Source organism: Luteibacter sp. SVR4-7G (assembly GCF_056755555.1).
Map to the genome: position 1 here is coordinate 1 of NZ_JBPGXO010000065.1, position 15426 is coordinate 15426.

General features: G+C 67.2%; 15 protein-coding genes. 4 read left to right on the forward strand and 11 right to left on the reverse strand.

What is annotated here, in order from left to right:
• On the reverse strand, nucleotides 1-513 hold a 513-nt coding region (locus ACR9ZH_RS17435; RefSeq protein WP_481292028.1), incomplete at its 3' end, for a glutathione S-transferase.
• Nucleotides 514-590: 77 nt separating this feature from the next.
• On the opposite strand from ACR9ZH_RS17435, the gene ACR9ZH_RS17440 reads away from it, so the two are divergent.
• Nucleotides 591-1550, forward strand: a complete 960-nt coding sequence (locus ACR9ZH_RS17440) for a bile acid:sodium symporter family protein (RefSeq protein ID WP_481292029.1) — start codon at nucleotides 591-593, stop codon at nucleotides 1548-1550.
• 105 nt (nucleotides 1551-1655) lie between these two features.
• Here the strand turns inward: ACR9ZH_RS17440 and purH are convergent, their stop codons facing one another.
• The 3 genes from purH to ACR9ZH_RS17455 all read right to left on the reverse strand — a co-directional run bounded on the left by purH (nucleotide 1656) and on the right by ACR9ZH_RS17455 (nucleotide 4581).
• Nucleotides 1656-3245, reverse strand: a complete 1590-nt coding sequence (purH, locus tag ACR9ZH_RS17445; protein WP_481292030.1) for a bifunctional phosphoribosylaminoimidazolecarboxamide formyltransferase/IMP cyclohydrolase — start codon at nucleotides 3243-3245, stop codon at nucleotides 1656-1658.
• Nucleotides 3246-3302: 57 nt separating this feature from the next.
• Nucleotides 3303-3536: a helix-turn-helix domain-containing protein gene (locus tag ACR9ZH_RS17450; RefSeq protein ID WP_247331966.1), complete on the reverse strand. Its 234-nt coding sequence runs from the start codon at nucleotides 3534-3536 to the stop codon at nucleotides 3303-3305.
• A 223-nt stretch (nucleotides 3537-3759) separates the two neighbouring features.
• A complete protein-coding gene (locus ACR9ZH_RS17455) occupies nucleotides 3760-4581 on the reverse strand; it encodes a zinc-ribbon and DUF3426 domain-containing protein (RefSeq protein ID WP_481292031.1) in 822 nt (273 codons plus the stop codon).
• 76 nt (nucleotides 4582-4657) lie between these two features.
• On the opposite strand from ACR9ZH_RS17455, the gene prmA reads away from it, so the two are divergent.
• A complete protein-coding gene (prmA, locus tag ACR9ZH_RS17460) occupies nucleotides 4658-5557 on the forward strand; it encodes a 50S ribosomal protein L11 methyltransferase (protein ID WP_481292032.1) in 900 nt (299 codons plus the stop codon).
• Between the two features lie 1083 nt (nucleotides 5558-6640).
• Here the strand turns inward: prmA and accC are convergent.
• The 7 genes from accC to cutA all read right to left on the reverse strand — a co-directional run bounded on the left by accC (nucleotide 6641) and on the right by cutA (nucleotide 12934).
• Nucleotides 6641-8005, reverse strand: coding sequence for an acetyl-CoA carboxylase biotin carboxylase subunit (gene accC / locus ACR9ZH_RS17465; RefSeq protein WP_481292033.1), 1365 nt, complete (start codon nucleotides 8003-8005; stop codon nucleotides 6641-6643).
• Between the two features lie 11 nt (nucleotides 8006-8016).
• Nucleotides 8017-8481, reverse strand: a complete 465-nt coding sequence (gene accB / locus ACR9ZH_RS17470; RefSeq protein WP_481292034.1) for an acetyl-CoA carboxylase biotin carboxyl carrier protein — start codon at nucleotides 8479-8481, stop codon at nucleotides 8017-8019.
• Nucleotides 8482-8536: 55 nt separating this feature from the next.
• Nucleotides 8537-8986, reverse strand: coding sequence for a type II 3-dehydroquinate dehydratase (gene aroQ, locus ACR9ZH_RS17475; protein ID WP_481292035.1), 450 nt, complete (start codon nucleotides 8984-8986; stop codon nucleotides 8537-8539).
• Nucleotides 8987-9230: 244 nt separating this feature from the next.
• Nucleotides 9231-9800 (reverse strand): DUF1415 domain-containing protein, encoded by a 570-nt coding sequence (locus tag ACR9ZH_RS17480; RefSeq protein ID WP_481292036.1) that lies wholly within the window; start codon nucleotides 9798-9800, stop codon nucleotides 9231-9233.
• Nucleotides 9797-10336 carry a TlpA family protein disulfide reductase gene (locus tag ACR9ZH_RS17485; RefSeq protein ID WP_481292037.1) on the reverse strand — a complete coding sequence of 180 codons (540 nt, stop codon included), beginning with the start codon at nucleotides 10334-10336 and terminating at the stop codon, nucleotides 9797-9799. Before ACR9ZH_RS17485 ends, ACR9ZH_RS17480 begins: the two co-directional genes overlap by 4 nt.
• Nucleotides 10333-12558: a protein-disulfide reductase DsbD family protein gene (locus ACR9ZH_RS17490; RefSeq protein WP_481292040.1), complete on the reverse strand. Its 2226-nt coding sequence runs from the start codon at nucleotides 12556-12558 to the stop codon at nucleotides 10333-10335. Before ACR9ZH_RS17490 ends, ACR9ZH_RS17485 begins: the two co-directional genes overlap by 4 nt.
• Before the next feature lie 31 nt (nucleotides 12559-12589).
• The gene (gene cutA / locus ACR9ZH_RS17495) at nucleotides 12590-12934 is read right to left on the reverse strand and encodes a divalent-cation tolerance protein CutA (RefSeq protein ID WP_481292038.1); all 345 of its coding nucleotides are present in this window, start codon (nucleotides 12932-12934) and stop codon (nucleotides 12590-12592) included.
• 195 nt (nucleotides 12935-13129) lie between these two features.
• On the opposite strand from cutA, the gene groES reads away from it, so the two are divergent.
• Together groES and groL are read left to right on the forward strand one after the other, a co-directional pair.
• Complete coding sequence (gene groES, locus ACR9ZH_RS17500) at nucleotides 13130-13423, forward strand: co-chaperone GroES (protein WP_166699722.1); 294 nt, start codon at nucleotides 13130-13132, stop codon at nucleotides 13421-13423.
• 60 nt (nucleotides 13424-13483) lie between these two features.
• Nucleotides 13484-15127 (forward strand): chaperonin GroEL, encoded by a 1644-nt coding sequence (groL, locus tag ACR9ZH_RS17505; RefSeq protein WP_481292039.1) that lies wholly within the window; start codon nucleotides 13484-13486, stop codon nucleotides 15125-15127.
• Nucleotides 15128-15426 lie beyond the last annotated feature (299 nt).

The following is a 15426-nucleotide window of genomic DNA, read 5'->3' on the forward strand; positions in this document are numbered from 1 at the left end:
GAACAGCGACAGGTCGACATAGGAGTGCGTGCGCAGCGGATGCTTTCCGCCGCCGCGCTCCACGGTCTTCTCGAAGTAGTGCAGGAATTTCGGAATCCGCGATTCGCGGAAATCCTTCGCGCGGCGTTTTGCTTCCTCGCGCTGGTCTTCGTAGTACAGGCCGCTCGCCACCGGGTGGTGTGCGTCGTGGGCTTCGGCGACGATGTCGGTGATCGTAAGTTCCAGCTGGTGGGCGTAGAGACGCGCGGACTCGCTGTCGGGCACCAGCGCATGCCGCGGGCCGAGGTAATGCAGGATGTTCGCCACCTGCGCGATCACCAGCCGGCCTGAAACCAGGAACGGCGGCGCGAAGGGCAGGGCGCCGGCATGTTCGCCCTCGAGGAAGGCGTCCATGACGTCGTCGCCTTCGACGCGCGCCACGTCGCTATACGGGGCGCCCGCATCCTCGAGGCACAGGCGGACGAACTCGCCGCGTCCCTGAATACCCGTCCAGTAGTACAGCCGGTAGCTCATGGCCTTGTCCTGCCGCAAAACCGGGAATTTGCCACGAGGCCGTTCAAGTTCATGTGAGCGTGTGTTGCAATACGCCCATGCGCCGCTTCCTGCCCGACGGTTTCACCGTTTCCCTCGTGCTCACCGTCGTGCTGGCAAGCCTCCTGCCTTGCCGGGGCACGACCGCCGAGGTCTTCGAGGTCGTCACCGACCTGGCCATCGCCCTGCTGTTCTTCCTGCACGGTGCCAAGCTGCCACGCGAGGCGGTGGTGGCAGGAACGCGGAACTGGCGTCTGCACACGACCGTGCTGGCGAGCACCTTCGTGCTGTTCCCCGTGCTCGGCCTGCTGTTGCGGCCGGTGCTGGCGCCGTGGGTCACGCCCGACCTCTACCTCGGCATCCTGTTCCTCTGCACGCTGCCGTCCACGGTGCAGTCGTCCATCGCCTTCACCTCCATCGCGCGCGGCAACGTGCCCGCGGCGGTGGTCGCGGCATCGGCCTCGAGCCTGCTGGGCATCTTCATCACGCCGCTGCTGGTGGGCCTGCTGATCGCGGGCACGGGCCATGGCGAACTGTCGTGGCATTCGGTCGGGGCGATCGTGGTGCAGCTGTTCATTCCGTTCGCCGCGGGGCAGGTCGCCCAGCGCTGGATCGGAGGATGGGTGCGCCGGAATTCACGGCTGCTCGGCTTCGTCGACCGCGGCTCGATCCTTCTGGTGGTCTACACGGCCTTCAGCGCCGCCGTGCTGCAAGGCCTCTGGCACCGCTTGCCGCCGCCGGTGCTCGCCGGCCTCGTCGCGGCGAACGCGATCCTGCTCGCCTGCGCGTTGCTGGTCACCCGCTACGGTTCGCGCGCACTCGGCTTCTCGCGGGAAGACGAGATCACCATCGTCTTCTGCGGTTCGAAGAAGAGCCTGGCCTCGGGCGTGCCCATCGCGAAGGTCTTGTTCGCGGGGCACCCCCTGGGAATGATCGTGCTGCCGATCATGCTGTTCCATCAGATCCAGCTAATGGTCTGCGCGGTGCTGGCACGCCGCTACGCGGCAAGGCCGCTGTAGGAGCGCGCAACGCGCGCGACAGCGTTTCGCACCAGTCCCCAAACTGGCGCGCCAGCTCCAGGTCATGGCCCCAAAACATGTCGCGCGCGTTGCGCGCTCCTACTTTTAGTGGCGGAAGTGGCGGATGCCCGTGAAGACCATCGCCATGTCGTGCTCGTCGGCCGCAGCGATGACTTCGCTGTCGCGCATCGAGCCGCCCGGCTGGATGACCGCGCGGATGCCGGCCGCGGCAGCCGCGTCGATACCGTCGCGGAAGGGGAAGAAGGCATCCGACGCCATAGCGCTGCCCGGCACGGCGAGGCCTGCTTCCTCGGCCTTGAGGCCGGCGATCTTCGCGCTGACCACGCGGCTCATCTGTCCGGCACCGATGCCGATGGTACGGTTGTCCTTCGCGTAGACGATGGCGTTGGACTTCACCATCTTCGCGACGCGCCAGGCGAACAGCAGGTCGTCCAGTTCGGCCGGCGTCGGCTGGCGCTTGCTGACGACCTTGAGTTCGTCGCGCCGGACCTGGCGGTGGTCGGCGGTCTGCACGAGCAGGCCCGAGCCCACGCGCTTCACGTCGTGGGTGTTGCGGCCCTCGCCCATGGGGATCTCGAGGACGCGGACGTTGGCCTTCTTCGCGGCTTCCGCCACGGCGCCATCGTCGACCTGCGGAGCGATCAGCACCTCGACGAACTGGCGCTTCAGGATCGTCCTGGCTGTCTCCGCATCGAGCGGGCGGTTGAAGGCGATGATGCCGCCGAAGGCCGAGGTCGGATCGGTGGCGTAGGCAAGTTCGTAGGCGGCCAGGGGATCGGCGGCCACGGCCACCCCGCAGGGGTTCGCGTGCTTCACGATCACGCAGGCCGGGGCGTCGAACTGGCGCACGCATTCCCACGCCGCGTCGGCGTCGGCGATGTTGTTGAACGACAGTTCCTTGCCCTGCAGCTGGCGGAAGGTGGCAAGCGTGCCGGCGGCAGGATAGAGGTCGCGATAGAACGCGCCCGCCTGGTGCGGATTCTCACCGTAGCGCAGGTCCATCACCTTCACGAAGCGTCCATTGGACTGGGCGGGAAATTCCGCGCGGCCGGCGATGGCGGTGTGCGACTCGTCGAGGCTCAGGCCCGAGAGGTAATCGCTGATGGCGCCGTCGTAGTTGGACACGCGGTTGAATGCGGCGACCGAGAGGCGGAAGCGCGTGGCGCGGGAGAGACCGCCGTTCGACTCGATTTCCGCAAGTGCGTCGTCGTACTGTGCGGGATCGGTGAGCACACCCACGTCGTTCCAGTTTTTCGCCGCGGCGCGCAGCATGGCGGGACCGCCGATGTCGATGTTCTCGATGGCGTCTTCCAGCGTGCACGCCGGATCGGCCACGGTGCGCTCGAACGGATAGAGGTTCAGCACGAGCAGGTCGATGGGGAGGATGCCGTGCTCGGCCATCACCGCGTCGTCGGTGCCGCGACGGCCGAGCAGGCCGCCGTGCACGCGCGGGTGCAGCGTCTTCACGCGGCCGTCCATGATCTCGGGGAACCCGGTGAGGTCGCCTACGTCGCGAACGGGAATGCCGGCTTCGCGCAATGCCCTGGCCGAACCGCCGGTGGAAAGGATTTCAACGTTGGCGGCGGCGAGGCGCCGGGCCAGTTCGGTCAGGCCCTGCTTGTCGGAAACGCTGACGAGCGCGCGGCGGACGGGGACGAGATCGGGCGTGGGCATGGGCAATCCGGGGAGGAAAGCGCGCCATTATAGCCGTCTCGCCGGACGGCGGCCGGTTCAGGAGATGCCGTGGGCGGCCAGCTTCTTGCGCAGGGTGGCACGATTGATGCCAAGCGCGGCGGCAGCGCGGCTTTGGTTGCCTTCGTGGAAGGCGAGCACTTCGCGGAGGAGGGGGCCTTCGACTTCACGGATGACGAGGGCGTGCAAGCCTTCGCCGCCCTCCGTGTCGCCGATGTCGGCCAGGTAACGACGTACCGTGCGGCTGACGCATTCGCTGAGGGCGCTCTGCATGGAGGTTTCGTTGGCGGCCTCGGCAGCAGTCAGTCTCACAGCGTTCAAGGCATTCCCCTCTGCAGGCCGGGGCGCGGGGCTCCGGTCGGTTCTTGTCGTATCGTCGCTTGGGTTGCGGCCAGGACTCGCCTCGTCGGGGCGGTCGAAAGTCGCGAAGGGAACCGAGTGTACTCGCCCCGGACGACGAAGTGCAGGCTTGCAAAAAGAAATTTTTTCGAACGGTTCAGTCGAAGCTGAAGGCGAAAGCGACCGCTCGCTGGCCCGGGTCTTGCACCTCGAACACCATCGCCGTCGTCGCGCCGCCGGCAAGACCGCGTGCGCGCGTGGCGGCGTCGCCGACATAGTCTTCCGGTTGGAAGCGGCGCATCGCGAGACGCTGGCCGTTCGCGTCGGAGAGCACGATCGTCACGACGGGATACGGCTGCGCGAACGCCGCGTCGTTGCGCACGCTCGCGGTGATCAGCAGGCCGTCGCCGACGGACGGATGTTGCTCGACGTCGCGCGCAAGCAGGCGCAGGCGGCCCGGGGCGGATACGAGCGGAAGGCGGCAGCCGATCGCCGCGCAACCGGTTTCGATCAGCGGCCCGATGGTCGGATCGGCGATGAGCACGTCGCGCTTCGCCCACGCCAGCTGCGCACCGAGCCCGAGCGCGAGCACCGCGCATACGGTGACCCAGGCGGCCGTGCGCCACGACCGCCGTTTCGGTTTGGCGAAGCGCGGCGTGAAGGTGAGTTGCGTGAAGTCCTCGCCGGCGTCCCCGGCGGTGGACGTCTCTTCCTCGGAACCGACCGGCTCGATGGGCTCCTGGGGTTCTTCGACGACCGGGCGCGGCCGGAACACCGCCACCTCGGCCAAGGGCGGCTCCTGGTCCAGCGCATGCTCGGCCAGGCGGGAGAACGGCTCGGGCGGAAGGTGGGTGGCCAATGTGCCCAGGGCGTTGAATACCGTGTCGCAATGGCTGCAGCGCAGGCAGCCGCAGGCGGGAACGAGGAGTTCCGCTTCGAGCTTGTAGACCGTGAGGCACTCGGGGCACTGCGTATACATCGTTGAATCATAACGGTCGCGCCGCGTCAGTGCGCGCCCGGTAGAATCGTGGACCCGTACCCGCACTGGCCCCACGATGCCCTGGCTCGAACTTTCCCTCACGATCCGCGCCGCCGAACAGCCGCGTGTCGAAGCCGCGCTGGAGGATCTCGGCGCGCTGTCGATCACCTTGCAGGACGCCGACGCGGAGACACCGGACGAAGAGGCCATCTTCGAACCCGGCGTGGGCGAGATCCCGCTGTGGAACCAGATCGTGCTGAACGCGTTGTTCGACGCGGAGGCGGACAAGCGCGGGCTCACCGCGGCCATCGCCGACGACCTGCCTTTCATCGAGCCGGCGCAGATCGGTTGGCGCGTGGTGGACGACCAGGACTGGGAGCGCGCATGGATGGATCAGTTCAAGCCGATGCCGTTCGGGCGCAGGCTGTGGGTCTATCCGTGGAACATCGAGCCGCCGGTGGAGGGCGACATCGTCGTCGTGCGCCTCGATCCGGGTCTCGCCTTTGGCACGGGTACCCATCCGACGACCGCGATGTGCCTCGAGTGGCTCGACGGGCAGCAGCTCGCCGGAAAGCACGTGCTCGACTACGGCTGCGGCTCGGGCATCCTTGCCATCGCGGCTTTGAAACTGGGCGCAGCGAACGCCGTGGGCATCGACAACGACCCTCAGGCACTGCTCGCATCGCGCGACAACGCGGAACGCAATGGCGTCGACAGCGATCTGGACGTCTATCTGCCCGGCGAAGCCCCGGCGGCGCTGGCCGACGTGCTCGTCGCGAACATCCTGGCCGGTCCGCTCGGCGAACTCGCCCCCACGTTCGCGGCTGCGGTGAAACCCGGCGCGCCTTTTGCGCTCTCCGGCATCCTTGCCGGGCAGCACGAGGAACTGCTCGCGCGCTATGCCGAGTGGTTCGAAGGACTCGAGGTGCGCATGCTCGAAGACTGGGTACGCATCAGCGGCCACCGCAAACTGTAGGAGCGCGCCTTGCGCGCGCTGAGTCTTTCGCGCCGCGCCACACGATCTCCTGCTTTTTCGATGGGAAGGCCCTGTCGATGCCTTTCGCATCGGTTGGCCCGCTTGCGCGGGCCCATGTCTTAAGCGGCGTCGCCGCAGGGAGCGTAAGCCCCAACTCGGCTATCGCCATCGCGTTTTGCTCTGGCGTGGCGGCGGGTCGCCGGCGCCTGCCATTTTTCTCACTAAGTCCTCGTCCGGCCTACGCCTCCCTGCGGAATCGCTCCAAAAACGGCAGCCACCGGCTCCTCCGAACACGACGGTCACATGCAGCAAAAGCCAAAGCAGCGGCTCGTGCGCTTCGGCTGCCGCACGCTCGCCGCACCGTGCGGATAGAACGCAGCCCTGTAGGAGCGCGCCTTGCGCGCGACCGCCTTTCGCGACCACCTCCATCCCACGTACAGGCTCGATGGGGGGGCTCCAATCGGCGATTCCCGGAAGAAAGGCATCAGAGCCGCTTGTCGCTAACCTTCCTCAAGCGCACCGATCACCACCAACACTTCGACGCCTTTCCTGCCCGTCGCTTCCGCAAGCAACCGTCGCTGCCGCGAAGGCGGGAGCCTAGTGGCTCTTGCTGCAGGGTGCGAAAACGCTCAGTGCGTACGTGTAGGTGGTCGCGAAAAGATGTCGCGCGCGAGGCGCGCTCCTACAGGGCTGCGTTTTATCCGCTCGGTGCGGTTAGCGTGCAGCCCCCAAAGCACGAGCCGTTGCTTTGGCTTTTGCCGCATGCAACCGCGGTGTTGGGAGTTGCCGGTGGCTGCCGTTTTTGGAGCGATTCCGCAGGGAGGCGTAGGCCGGACGAGGACTTAGCGACAAAAATGGCAGCCGCCGGCGACCCGCCGCCACGCCGAAGCAAAATGCGATGGCGAACAGCCGAGCCGTCACGCTCCCCGCGGCGAAGCCGTTTAAGACATGGGCACGCGTAAGCGGGCCAATCGACGCGAAACGAGGTCGCGCGCGGGCCGCGCTACAACGGCCGCCGCCAACTGCCTCTCGCGCAAAAAAATCCCGCCGGGAGGCGGGATTTCTTCACTAACGCAATGGAACTCAAGCCGACGGCGGCGCTTCCTTCTGCTCGGCCATCCGCTTCTCCAGGTAGTGGATGTTCTGTCCACCCTGCTGGAAGCCCACGTCGGCCATGATGCGCTGCTGCAGCGGGACGTTGCACTTCACGCCTTCGATCACCGTCTCGGTCAGGGCCATGCGCATGCGCGCGATGGCGGTGGCGCGGTCCGGGCCGTGCACGATGATCTTGCCGATCATCGAATCGTAGTTCGGCGGGATGCGGTAGCCGTCGTACAGGTGGGTGTCCACGCGCACGCCAGGGCCGCCCGGCGCTTCGAAACGCTTCACCGTGCCGGGGCTCGGCATGAAGGTATCCGGATCCTCGGCGTTGATGCGGCACTCGATGGCGTGGCCGGTGAGCACGATGTCTTCCTGGCGGATCGACAGCTTGTGACCGCTGGCGATCAGCAGCTGTTCGCGAACCAGGTCGATGCCGGTCACCAGTTCCGTCACCGGGTGCTCCACCTGGATACGCGTGTTCATCTCGATGAAGTAGAAGCGGCCGTTCTCGAACAGGAACTCGAACGTGCCCGCGCCGCGATAACCGATGCGGATGCAGGCGTCGACGCAGACCTTGCCAATCTGTTCGCGCAGTTCCGGCGTGATGCCCGGTGCCGGCGCTTCCTCGACCACCTTCTGGTGGCGGCGCTGCATCGAGCAGTCGCGTTCGCCGAGATGGATGGCGTTGCCCTGGCCATCGGCGAGCACCTGGATCTCCACGTGGCGCGGATTTTCCAGGAACTTCTCCATGTAGACCTGATCGTTGCTGAAAGCGGCCTTGGCTTCCTGCTTGGTCATCACGATGGAGTTGGCGAGGTGGGCTTCGGTGCGCACGACGCGCATGCCGCGGCCGCCGCCGCCGCCCGCGGCCTTGATGATCACCGGGTAGCCGATCTCGCGCGCGATGCGGATGTTCTCATCCACGTCGTCGCCCAGCGGGCCGCCCGAACCGGGCACGCACGGCACGCCGGCCGCCTTCATCGCGCGGATGGCCTCGACCTTGTCGCCCATCAGGCGGATCACGTCGGCCGTCGGTCCGATGAAGACGAAGCCCGACTTCTCCACCTGTTCGGCGAAGTTCGCGTTCTCCGAGAGGAAGCCGTACCCCGGATGGATCGCACCGGCATCGGTGATTTCCGCCGCGGCGATGATGGCTGGAATGTTGAGGTAGCTCTCGGCCGAGGGACCCGGACCGATGCACACCGATTCGTCGGCCAGGCCGACGTGCTTGAGGTTGCGATCGACGGTGGAGTGCACCGCGACCGTCTTGATGCCGAGCGCGTGGCACGCGCGCAACACCCGCAGCGCGATCTCGCCGCGATTGGCTATGACGACCTTCTCGAGCATGCGTCGTGGCCTCAGGCGATGACGAACATCGGTTCGTCGAATTCCACCGGCTGGCCGTTCTCGACCAGGATGGCGACGACGGTTCCGGAAACGTCGGCCTCGATCTGGTTGAACATCTTCATGGCTTCGATGATGCCCAGCGTCTCGCCGGCCTTGACCTGCTGGCCGACCGTGGCGAAAGCGGGCGCGCCCGGGGTGGAGGCGGCGTAGAAGGTGCCGACCATCGGCGCCTTCACCACGTGGCCGGGGGGCAGGCCGGGTTCGGCGGCGGGTGCGGCCGGGGCCGCGGCGGCCGGCGCGGCGGGAGCCGCCTGCGCGGCGGCGGGGGCGGCCATCATCTGCGGCGCGGCGACGGCGACGCCGCCCTTCGGCACGCGCGAGAGGCGGACGACCTCTTCGCCTTCCTTGATTTCCAGCTCGGCGAGATTCGATTCCTCGAGCAGGTCGATGAGTTTCTTGATCTTGCGCAGGTCCATAAGACAAACCTTCTTGTGGTTGAAACGGGCGCGCCGGGCGCGCCGCGAAAGGGAATCAGGCCGCCGGCACGGCAAGGCGGAGGAGGACCGCCTCCAGCGCCAGGCGATAGCTGTCGCCGCCGAACCCGCAGATCGTGCCTGCGGCGATGTCCGACACGTAGGAGTGATGGCGGAACGGCTCGCGTGCGTGCGGATTGGACAGGTGGATCTCGATGAACGGTATGGCCACGCCGGCCAGAGCGTCGCGCAGCGCGACCGAGGTATGGGTGAAGGCCGCGGGATTGATCAGGATCCACGCCGTGCCCTCGTCGCGCGCCTGGTGGATGCGGCCGATCAGTTCGTGCTCGGCGTTCGACTGGAACCAGCCCAGGTCATGGCCGGCGGCCTGGGCACGGGCCTGCAGCGACCCATTGATATCGGCCAGGGTTTCGCGGCCGTAGACCGAGGGTTCGCGCACGCCGAGAAGATTGAGGTTGGGTCCGTGCAGGACAAGGATCCTGGCCACTGTTCACCTGATGACTGATCCGGCTCCCCCGGCAACGCCGCGCAGTGTGCGCCTGTCTCCCGGTATTGTCCAGTTCGGTGGAGTTCGACGCAGTTCGCTGGAGATCGTGACTTTCCACACGCCGCCGTATGGAAAGCCCCCGTGTAGGAGCGCGCCTGCGCGCGACAGGTTTTGAGGCCGTGGCCCGGAGCTGGCGCGCAAGCTTCAAGACCCACGCGAAAACCTGTCGCGCGCAGGCGCGCTTCTACACGGGCCCTAGCAGGTTTCGCCAGCCCTCGTGCCCCAGCTTCTCCAGCGTCTCCATGTTCGCTTCGAAGATCGCCGACGCATCCGGGAAGGCCGCCACTGCCCGGTCGATGCTGGCTTCGCGCAGCAGATGCAGGGTGGGGTAAGGCGAGCGGTTGGTGTAGTTGGTGATGTCGTCCGCGGCCGTGCCTTCGAACTGGAAGGCGGGGTGGAAGCTGGCCACCTGGATCTCGCCCTCCAGGTGCAGGTCGGCCACCGTCGCGTCCGCCACCTCGAGGAATTCATTGAAGTCCATGAAGTCCACGAGCACGCCGGGATGGATCAGCAGCGTGGTATCGATGGTTTCAGGGTCGGTGTCGCGCAGCAGTTCCAGCTCGCGGACGAGGTCGGCATGCAGTTGCAGCGGCTGGGTCGCGTCGCTGGTGACGTAACGGACCTGGCCCTTGCGCTGCACGGCCTTTGCGAAGGGGCACAGGTTGAGGCCGATGACGGCGCGCTCGATCCAGCGGCGGGTAGCCTCGATCGCTTCGTCGGGTGAGGGCAGGGCGTCGGCGGACTGGTCATTCATCGTTCGGGGGCGAGCCATTCGTCGAGTTCGGCCTGGCTGAAAGTACCAAGCTTCTGCCGCAGGATGCGCCCGTCCTCCCCGATCAGGACGCTATAGGGCAGCACGCGCCGCGTGTTGCCGAAGGAAAGCGAACCGCCTGGCGCGTCGGTGGCGGCGAGCAGCACCGGGTAGTCCACCGGCCGCTCCGCGAGGTACGTGCGCACCGCGCCCGCGGTGTCCTCGGCCACGCCCACGACGGCGACGTTGCGTTTGCGGTAGCGCGCCGCGTTCTCGCTGAGCAGCGGCATCTCGCGGCGGCAAGGCCCGCACCAGGTGGCCCAGAAGTTGACGAGCACGCGCTTGCCGCGCCAGTCCGAGAGCTGGCGCGGCTTGCCGTCGACGGTGAGGAAGGTGGCTCCCGGAGACGGATCGCCCACGTCCGCCACGGTCAGGCCTTGCGGCGGTGGCGGGTGCAGGCGGCGGTGCTCCAGGTAGAGTCCCGTGGCTGCCGCCGCGATGGCGAGCGCGACGATCCAGAAGGTCGGGCCGCGTATCATGGGTGCGCGGCGGCCTCGAGCGCCTTTTCGACGCGATCGTAGGTGAGCACGGTGGACAGCTTCGTGCCGTCGCCACCGCCCTTCGGGTAGACCACGTAGAGGGGCACGCCTACCGAGTGGTACTGCTCGAGGAAGGCGGCGATGGTCGCGTTCACGTCGGTCCAGTCGCCCTTCATGTAGACCGTGCCGGTGCGCTTGAGCAGGGCGCGGAATGCCTCGGTGTCGAGCACGGCATGTTCATTGGCCTTGCAGGTGATGCACCAGTCCGCGGTCATGTCCACCAGCACCGGCGTGCCCGCGGCGCGCAGCTCCGCCAGCTTCTCGGGCGAGTACGGCACCGAGCCGTCGCTGGCGACCGTGACCGTCTGCGGCGCAGGCAGGCCATGCACCATCCACAGCGCCGCGGCGGCGCCGATCGCCAGTACGCCCGTGAACGCCCAGGACAGCGCGCGCCCGCCGCGGCTGCGGCCATACCACCACAGCGCCATCGCCAGCAGCACGCCTCCGCCCAGCACGAGTGCGGCGGCATCGGCGCCGCGCTGCTTGGTCAGCACCCAGAGCAGCCAGACGGCCGTGAGGTACATCGGGAAGGCCAGCGCCTGCTTCAGCGTTTCCATCCAGCGGCCGGGACGCGGCAGCATCCGCGCCACGGCGGGCACGAAGCCGATCACGAGGAAGGGCAGGGCAAGGCCGAGGCCGAGGGCGAGGAAGATGAGGAAGGCCACGGGCAGCGGCGCCGCGAAGGCGAAGGCGATGGCGGAACCCATGAACGGCGCGGTGCATGGACTGGCCACGACCACGGCAAGCACGCCGGTGAAGAAGTCGCCCGAGGGACCCGAGCGGGAGGCCAGGCCGCTGCCGACATTGCCGAGCGAGCCGCCGATCTCGAAGACGCCGGACATCGACAGGCCCACGGCCAGCATCACGTAGACGAGCAGTCCGATCGCCAGCGGCTGCTGGAACTGCGCGCCCCACTGGACGCCGTGCCCGGCCGCGCGGATGCCCACGATGATGAGTCCCAGCACGGCGAAGGCGGCCAGCACGCCCGCGGTGTACCAGAGCGCGTGGCGGCGTGCGGCCGCGTGGCTCTCGCCACTCTCGAGCACGGTCACCGCCTTCAGCGACAGCACCGGCAGCACGCAGGGCATGAGGTTGAGGACGAGGCCGCCGAGCAGGGCGAGGCCGATGGCCGCGATGAAGCCCACCGGGGCGTCGTCGTCCGGGGTCATGCCCGGAGGCGGCGGCGTCGGTGCGACCTCGGCGGGAGCGGCAGCCTGGGATGCTTCCTCTGCGGCGGCGCCGACCGATGCGGTGCCCGCGGCGAGGTCGATGCTCACGTGGCGCTTCATCACCGGGTAGCAGATGCCGTTCTCGAGGCAGCCCTGGTAGGCCACGTCGATCGCCACGTCCTTCACGGCCGCCGTGCCTTCCAGCGGGACGGGCAGTTCCACCTGGTCGAAGTAGACGATGCTGTCGCCGAAGTGCTCGTCGTGATGGGCGATGCCGGCCGGCCAGTCGGGCTCGCCGGCGGTCACGCCGGCCGGCGACGCCACCGTGATCTGCGTCTTGTCGCGATAAAGGTAGTAGTCCTTCGGCATCGTCCAGCGCAGCAGCAGGTGCGCGCGATCCTTCACCAGTGCCTCGAAGCGGAAGGCCTGTTCGGCGGGCAGGGGTTGGGCATCGGTGCCCTGCGCCGCCGCCGGCGCGCCGAGCAGCGCCGCGGCATTGCCGGCCGGCGCAGCGGCTTGCGCGGCGGGAATCGTGGACGGCCCGCCGATGGTGAGGTTCAGGTGCTCGGTGTTCGGCGGGTAGCAGATCTTCGGCTCCACCTCGTGGCAGCCCTGGTACTGCACGTTGAGCGCCAGGGTCTTGGTGGAGGCGTCGGCCAGGGTGTAGGGCAGGCTGGCCTCGATGTCGCCGTGGTAGATCTCGACGTCGCCAAGGTATTCGTCGTGCTCCTTCAGGCCGTCGGGAAGGCTGGGCTGGCCCAGCTTCACCGCCGCCGGGTCGGCGGCCGTGATCTTGATGCGTCCGCGATAGAGGTAGTAGTCCGGCGCGATGCGCCAATGCAGCTTCACCGTGCCGGGCTGGCTGGCATCCGTCGTGAGATGGAAGGCCTGGGTGACGGGCAGTAACTCCTGCTCGTCCTGGGCGAAGGCAGGGAGGGTGGCGAACAGGCCGAGGCTGGCAAGGAGGGTCAGCGCACGGCGAACTACAGACATCATGTCAACTCCGAGGATAGAACGTCGGTCATTATGACCGGGCGTTTCCGGATTGGCTTGCAACGGTCTCGGCCTCCAGCCAGGCGAGATACGGGGCGTGCCCCTCCACCAGGGGCAGGGCGATCACCTCGGGTACCTCGTAGGGATGGTTGGCCAGGACGAACGCTTCCACGGCCGCGAACGCGGTGCGGACGGTCTTCACCAGCAGGAGGTCTTCGGCCTCGCTGACGGTCTCGCCTTTCCAGCGGTAGGTGGACCGCATTCCGGGCAGGTGGTTCACGCAGGCGGCCAGGCCGCCGTCGACGAGGCCGCGCGCGAGCGCGGCGGCCGGTTCCCCCGGCGGACAGGCGATGAGGATGGCGATGGGTTCGGACATGGAGGGATTGTGCCTCGTCCGATCGCGCTTTTTTGGACCGTGGCCCTTGAACGGTTTTTGCGCGGCGCCATGTCGAGGGCGCAGAGGTCTTCCGATTCGGGAAGTCCTTTGGCTAAAATTCTGGCACTCACCCTGGTCAAGTGCTAACAGGGTGGCCTAATTCCTTTGTCTGTCAATCACATGGTTGGAGAAGTCATGAGCAAACTGCGCCCGCTGCACGATCGCGTCATCGTCAAGCGTCTCGAGGAAGAGCGTGTTTCGGCCGGTGGCATCGTCATCCCCGACAGCGCCACCGAGAAGCCGACCCGCGGCAAGGTCATCGCCGCCGGCAATGGCCGCATCCTGGAAAACGGCTCGGTCCGTCCGATGTCGGTGAAGGAAGGCGAGACCGTCCTGTTCGGCAAGTACGCCGGCCAGGAAATCAAGATCGACGGCGAAGAGCTGGTCTTCCTGAAGGAAGACGACATCGTGGCGATCCTGGAAGGCTGAGCACCCGCTCGCCCCGCTTCCTCCCGAACATCCCAAGCATTCAAATAAGGATTCACACTCATGGCAGCTAAAGAAGTCCGCTTCAGTGAAGACGTGCGCGCGCGCATGCTGAAGGGTGTCAACACCCTCGCCAACGCCGTCAAGGTCACCCTGGGCCCGAAGGGCCGCAACGTCGTGCTCGAGAAGAGCTTCGGCGCCCCGACCGTCACCAAGGACGGCGTCTCGGTCGCGAAGGAAATCGAGCTTTCCGACAAGTACGAGAACATCGGCGCCCAGATCGTCAAGGAAGCCGCCTCGAAGACCTCCGACGTCGCCGGTGACGGCACCACCACCGCCACGGTTCTCGCCCAGGCGTTCATCCAGGAAGGCCTCAAGGCCGTCGCCGCCGGCATCAACCCGATGGACCTGAAGCGCGGTATCGACCAGGCCGTCTCGGCCGCCGTCGGCGAGCTGAAGAGCCTGTCGAACCCCACCGCCGACGACAAGGCCATCGCCCAGGTCGGCACCATCTCGGCCAACTCCGACGCGGACATCGGCGACATCATCGCCAACGCGATGAAGAAGGTCGGCAAGGAAGGCGTCATCACGGTCGAGGAAGGCTCGGGCCTCGAGAACGAGCTCGACGTGGTCGAAGGCATGCAGTTCGACCGCGGCTACCTGTCGCCGTACTTCATCAACAACCAGCAGTCGCAGCAGGTCGAGCTGGATGACCCGTTCATCCTGATCCACGACAAGAAGATCTCGAACGTCCGCGAGCTCCTGCCGGTGCTCGAGGCCGTCGCGAAGGCCGCCAAGCCGCTGCTCATCGTCGCCGAGGAAGTCGAGGGCGAAGCCCTGGCGACCCTCGTCGTCAACACCATTCGCGGCATCGTGAAGGTCGCCGCCGTCAAGGCGCCGGGCTTCGGTGACCGCCGCAAGGCCATCCTGGAAGACATCGCGCAGCTCACGGGCGGCACGGTCATCTCCGAGGAAGTGGGTCTGGCCCTCGACAAGGCCACGATCAGCGATCTGGGCCGCGCCAAGCGCGTCGTCATCACCAAGGAAAACACCACGATCATCGACGGTGCCGGTGACGCGGAAGGCATTCAGTCGCGCATCAAGCAGATCAAGGCGCAGATCGAAGAGACCTCTTCGGACTACGACCGCGAGAAGCTGCAGGAGCGTGTGGCTAAGCTGGCCGGCGGCGTGGCCGTCATCAAGGTCGGCGCCGCGACGGAAGTCGAGATGAAGGAAAAGAAGGCCCGCGTCGAAGACGCCCTGCACGCCACGCGTGCGGCGGTCGAGGAAGGCGTGGTCCCGGGCGGCGGCGTCGCCCTGATCCGTTCGCTGAAGGCACTCGAAGGCCTGAAGGGCAAGAACGCTGACCAGGACCTCGGCATCGCCATCACCCGCCGCGCCCTCGAGGCTCCGCTGCGCGCCATCGTCGCCAACGCCGGCGAAGAGCCGTCGGTGGTGCTGAACAAGGTGAAGGAAGGCCAGGGCAACTTCGGCTACAACGCCGCCAACGGCGAGTTCGGCGACATGATCGCCTTCGGCATCCTGGACCCGACCAAGGTGACCCGTTCGGCCCTGCAGTTCGCGGCCTCGGTCGCGGGCTCGATCATCACGACCGAAGCGGCCGTGACCGAGCTGCCGAAGAAGGACGAAGGCCACGCCCACGGTGGCGCGGGCGGCATGGGTGGCATGGGCGGCATGGACTTCTAAGTCCCGCCCCACCCGTAACGCAGAAGAGCCCGGCGCAAGCCGGGCTCTTTTTTTGCGACGAACACGCGTTGTAGGAGCGCGCCTCGCGCGCGACCGCCTTTCGCGTCGGTTGGCCCGCTTACGCGCGCCCATGCTTTAAGCGGCTTCGCCGCAGGGAGCTTAAGCCCCGGCTCGGCTAGCGCCATCGCATTTGGCTCGGGCGTGACGGCGGGTCGCCGGCGCCTGCCATTTTTTTCGCTAAGTCCTCGTCCGGCCTACGCCTCCCTGCGGAATCGCTCCAAAAACGGCAGCCACCGGCT

Excerpts from the sequence above, each read along its gene's own strand:
- ACR9ZH_RS17485 (WP_481292037.1), bottom strand. The coding sequence starts at position 10,336 with ATGATACGCGGCCCGACCTTCTGGATCGTCGCGCTCGCCATCGCGGCG.
- ACR9ZH_RS17450 (WP_247331966.1), bottom strand. The coding sequence starts at position 3,536 with ATGCAGAGCGCCCTCAGCGAATGCGTCAGCCGCACGGTACGTCGTTAC.
- groES (WP_166699722.1), top strand. The coding sequence starts at position 13,130 with ATGAGCAAACTGCGCCCGCTGCACGATCGCGTCATCGTCAAGCGTCTC.
- accC (WP_481292033.1), bottom strand. The coding sequence starts at position 8,005 with ATGCTCGAGAAGGTCGTCATAGCCAATCGCGGCGAGATCGCGCTGCGG.
- cutA (WP_481292038.1), bottom strand. The coding sequence starts at position 12,934 with ATGTCCGAACCCATCGCCATCCTCATCGCCTGTCCGCCGGGGGAACCG.
- groL (WP_481292039.1), top strand. The coding sequence starts at position 13,484 with ATGGCAGCTAAAGAAGTCCGCTTCAGTGAAGACGTGCGCGCGCGCATG.
- prmA (WP_481292032.1), top strand. The coding sequence starts at position 4,658 with ATGCCCTGGCTCGAACTTTCCCTCACGATCCGCGCCGCCGAACAGCCG.
- ACR9ZH_RS17480 (WP_481292036.1), bottom strand. The coding sequence starts at position 9,800 with ATGAATGACCAGTCCGCCGACGCCCTGCCCTCACCCGACGAAGCGATC.
- ACR9ZH_RS17490 (WP_481292040.1), bottom strand. The coding sequence starts at position 12,558 with ATGTCTGTAGTTCGCCGTGCGCTGACCCTCCTTGCCAGCCTCGGCCTG.
- accB (WP_481292034.1), bottom strand. The coding sequence starts at position 8,481 with ATGGACCTGCGCAAGATCAAGAAACTCATCGACCTGCTCGAGGAATCG.
- ACR9ZH_RS17440 (WP_481292029.1), top strand. The coding sequence starts at position 591 with ATGCGCCGCTTCCTGCCCGACGGTTTCACCGTTTCCCTCGTGCTCACC.
- purH (WP_481292030.1), bottom strand. The coding sequence starts at position 3,245 with ATGCCCACGCCCGATCTCGTCCCCGTCCGCCGCGCGCTCGTCAGCGTT.
- ACR9ZH_RS17455 (WP_481292031.1), bottom strand. The coding sequence starts at position 4,581 with ATGTATACGCAGTGCCCCGAGTGCCTCACGGTCTACAAGCTCGAAGCG.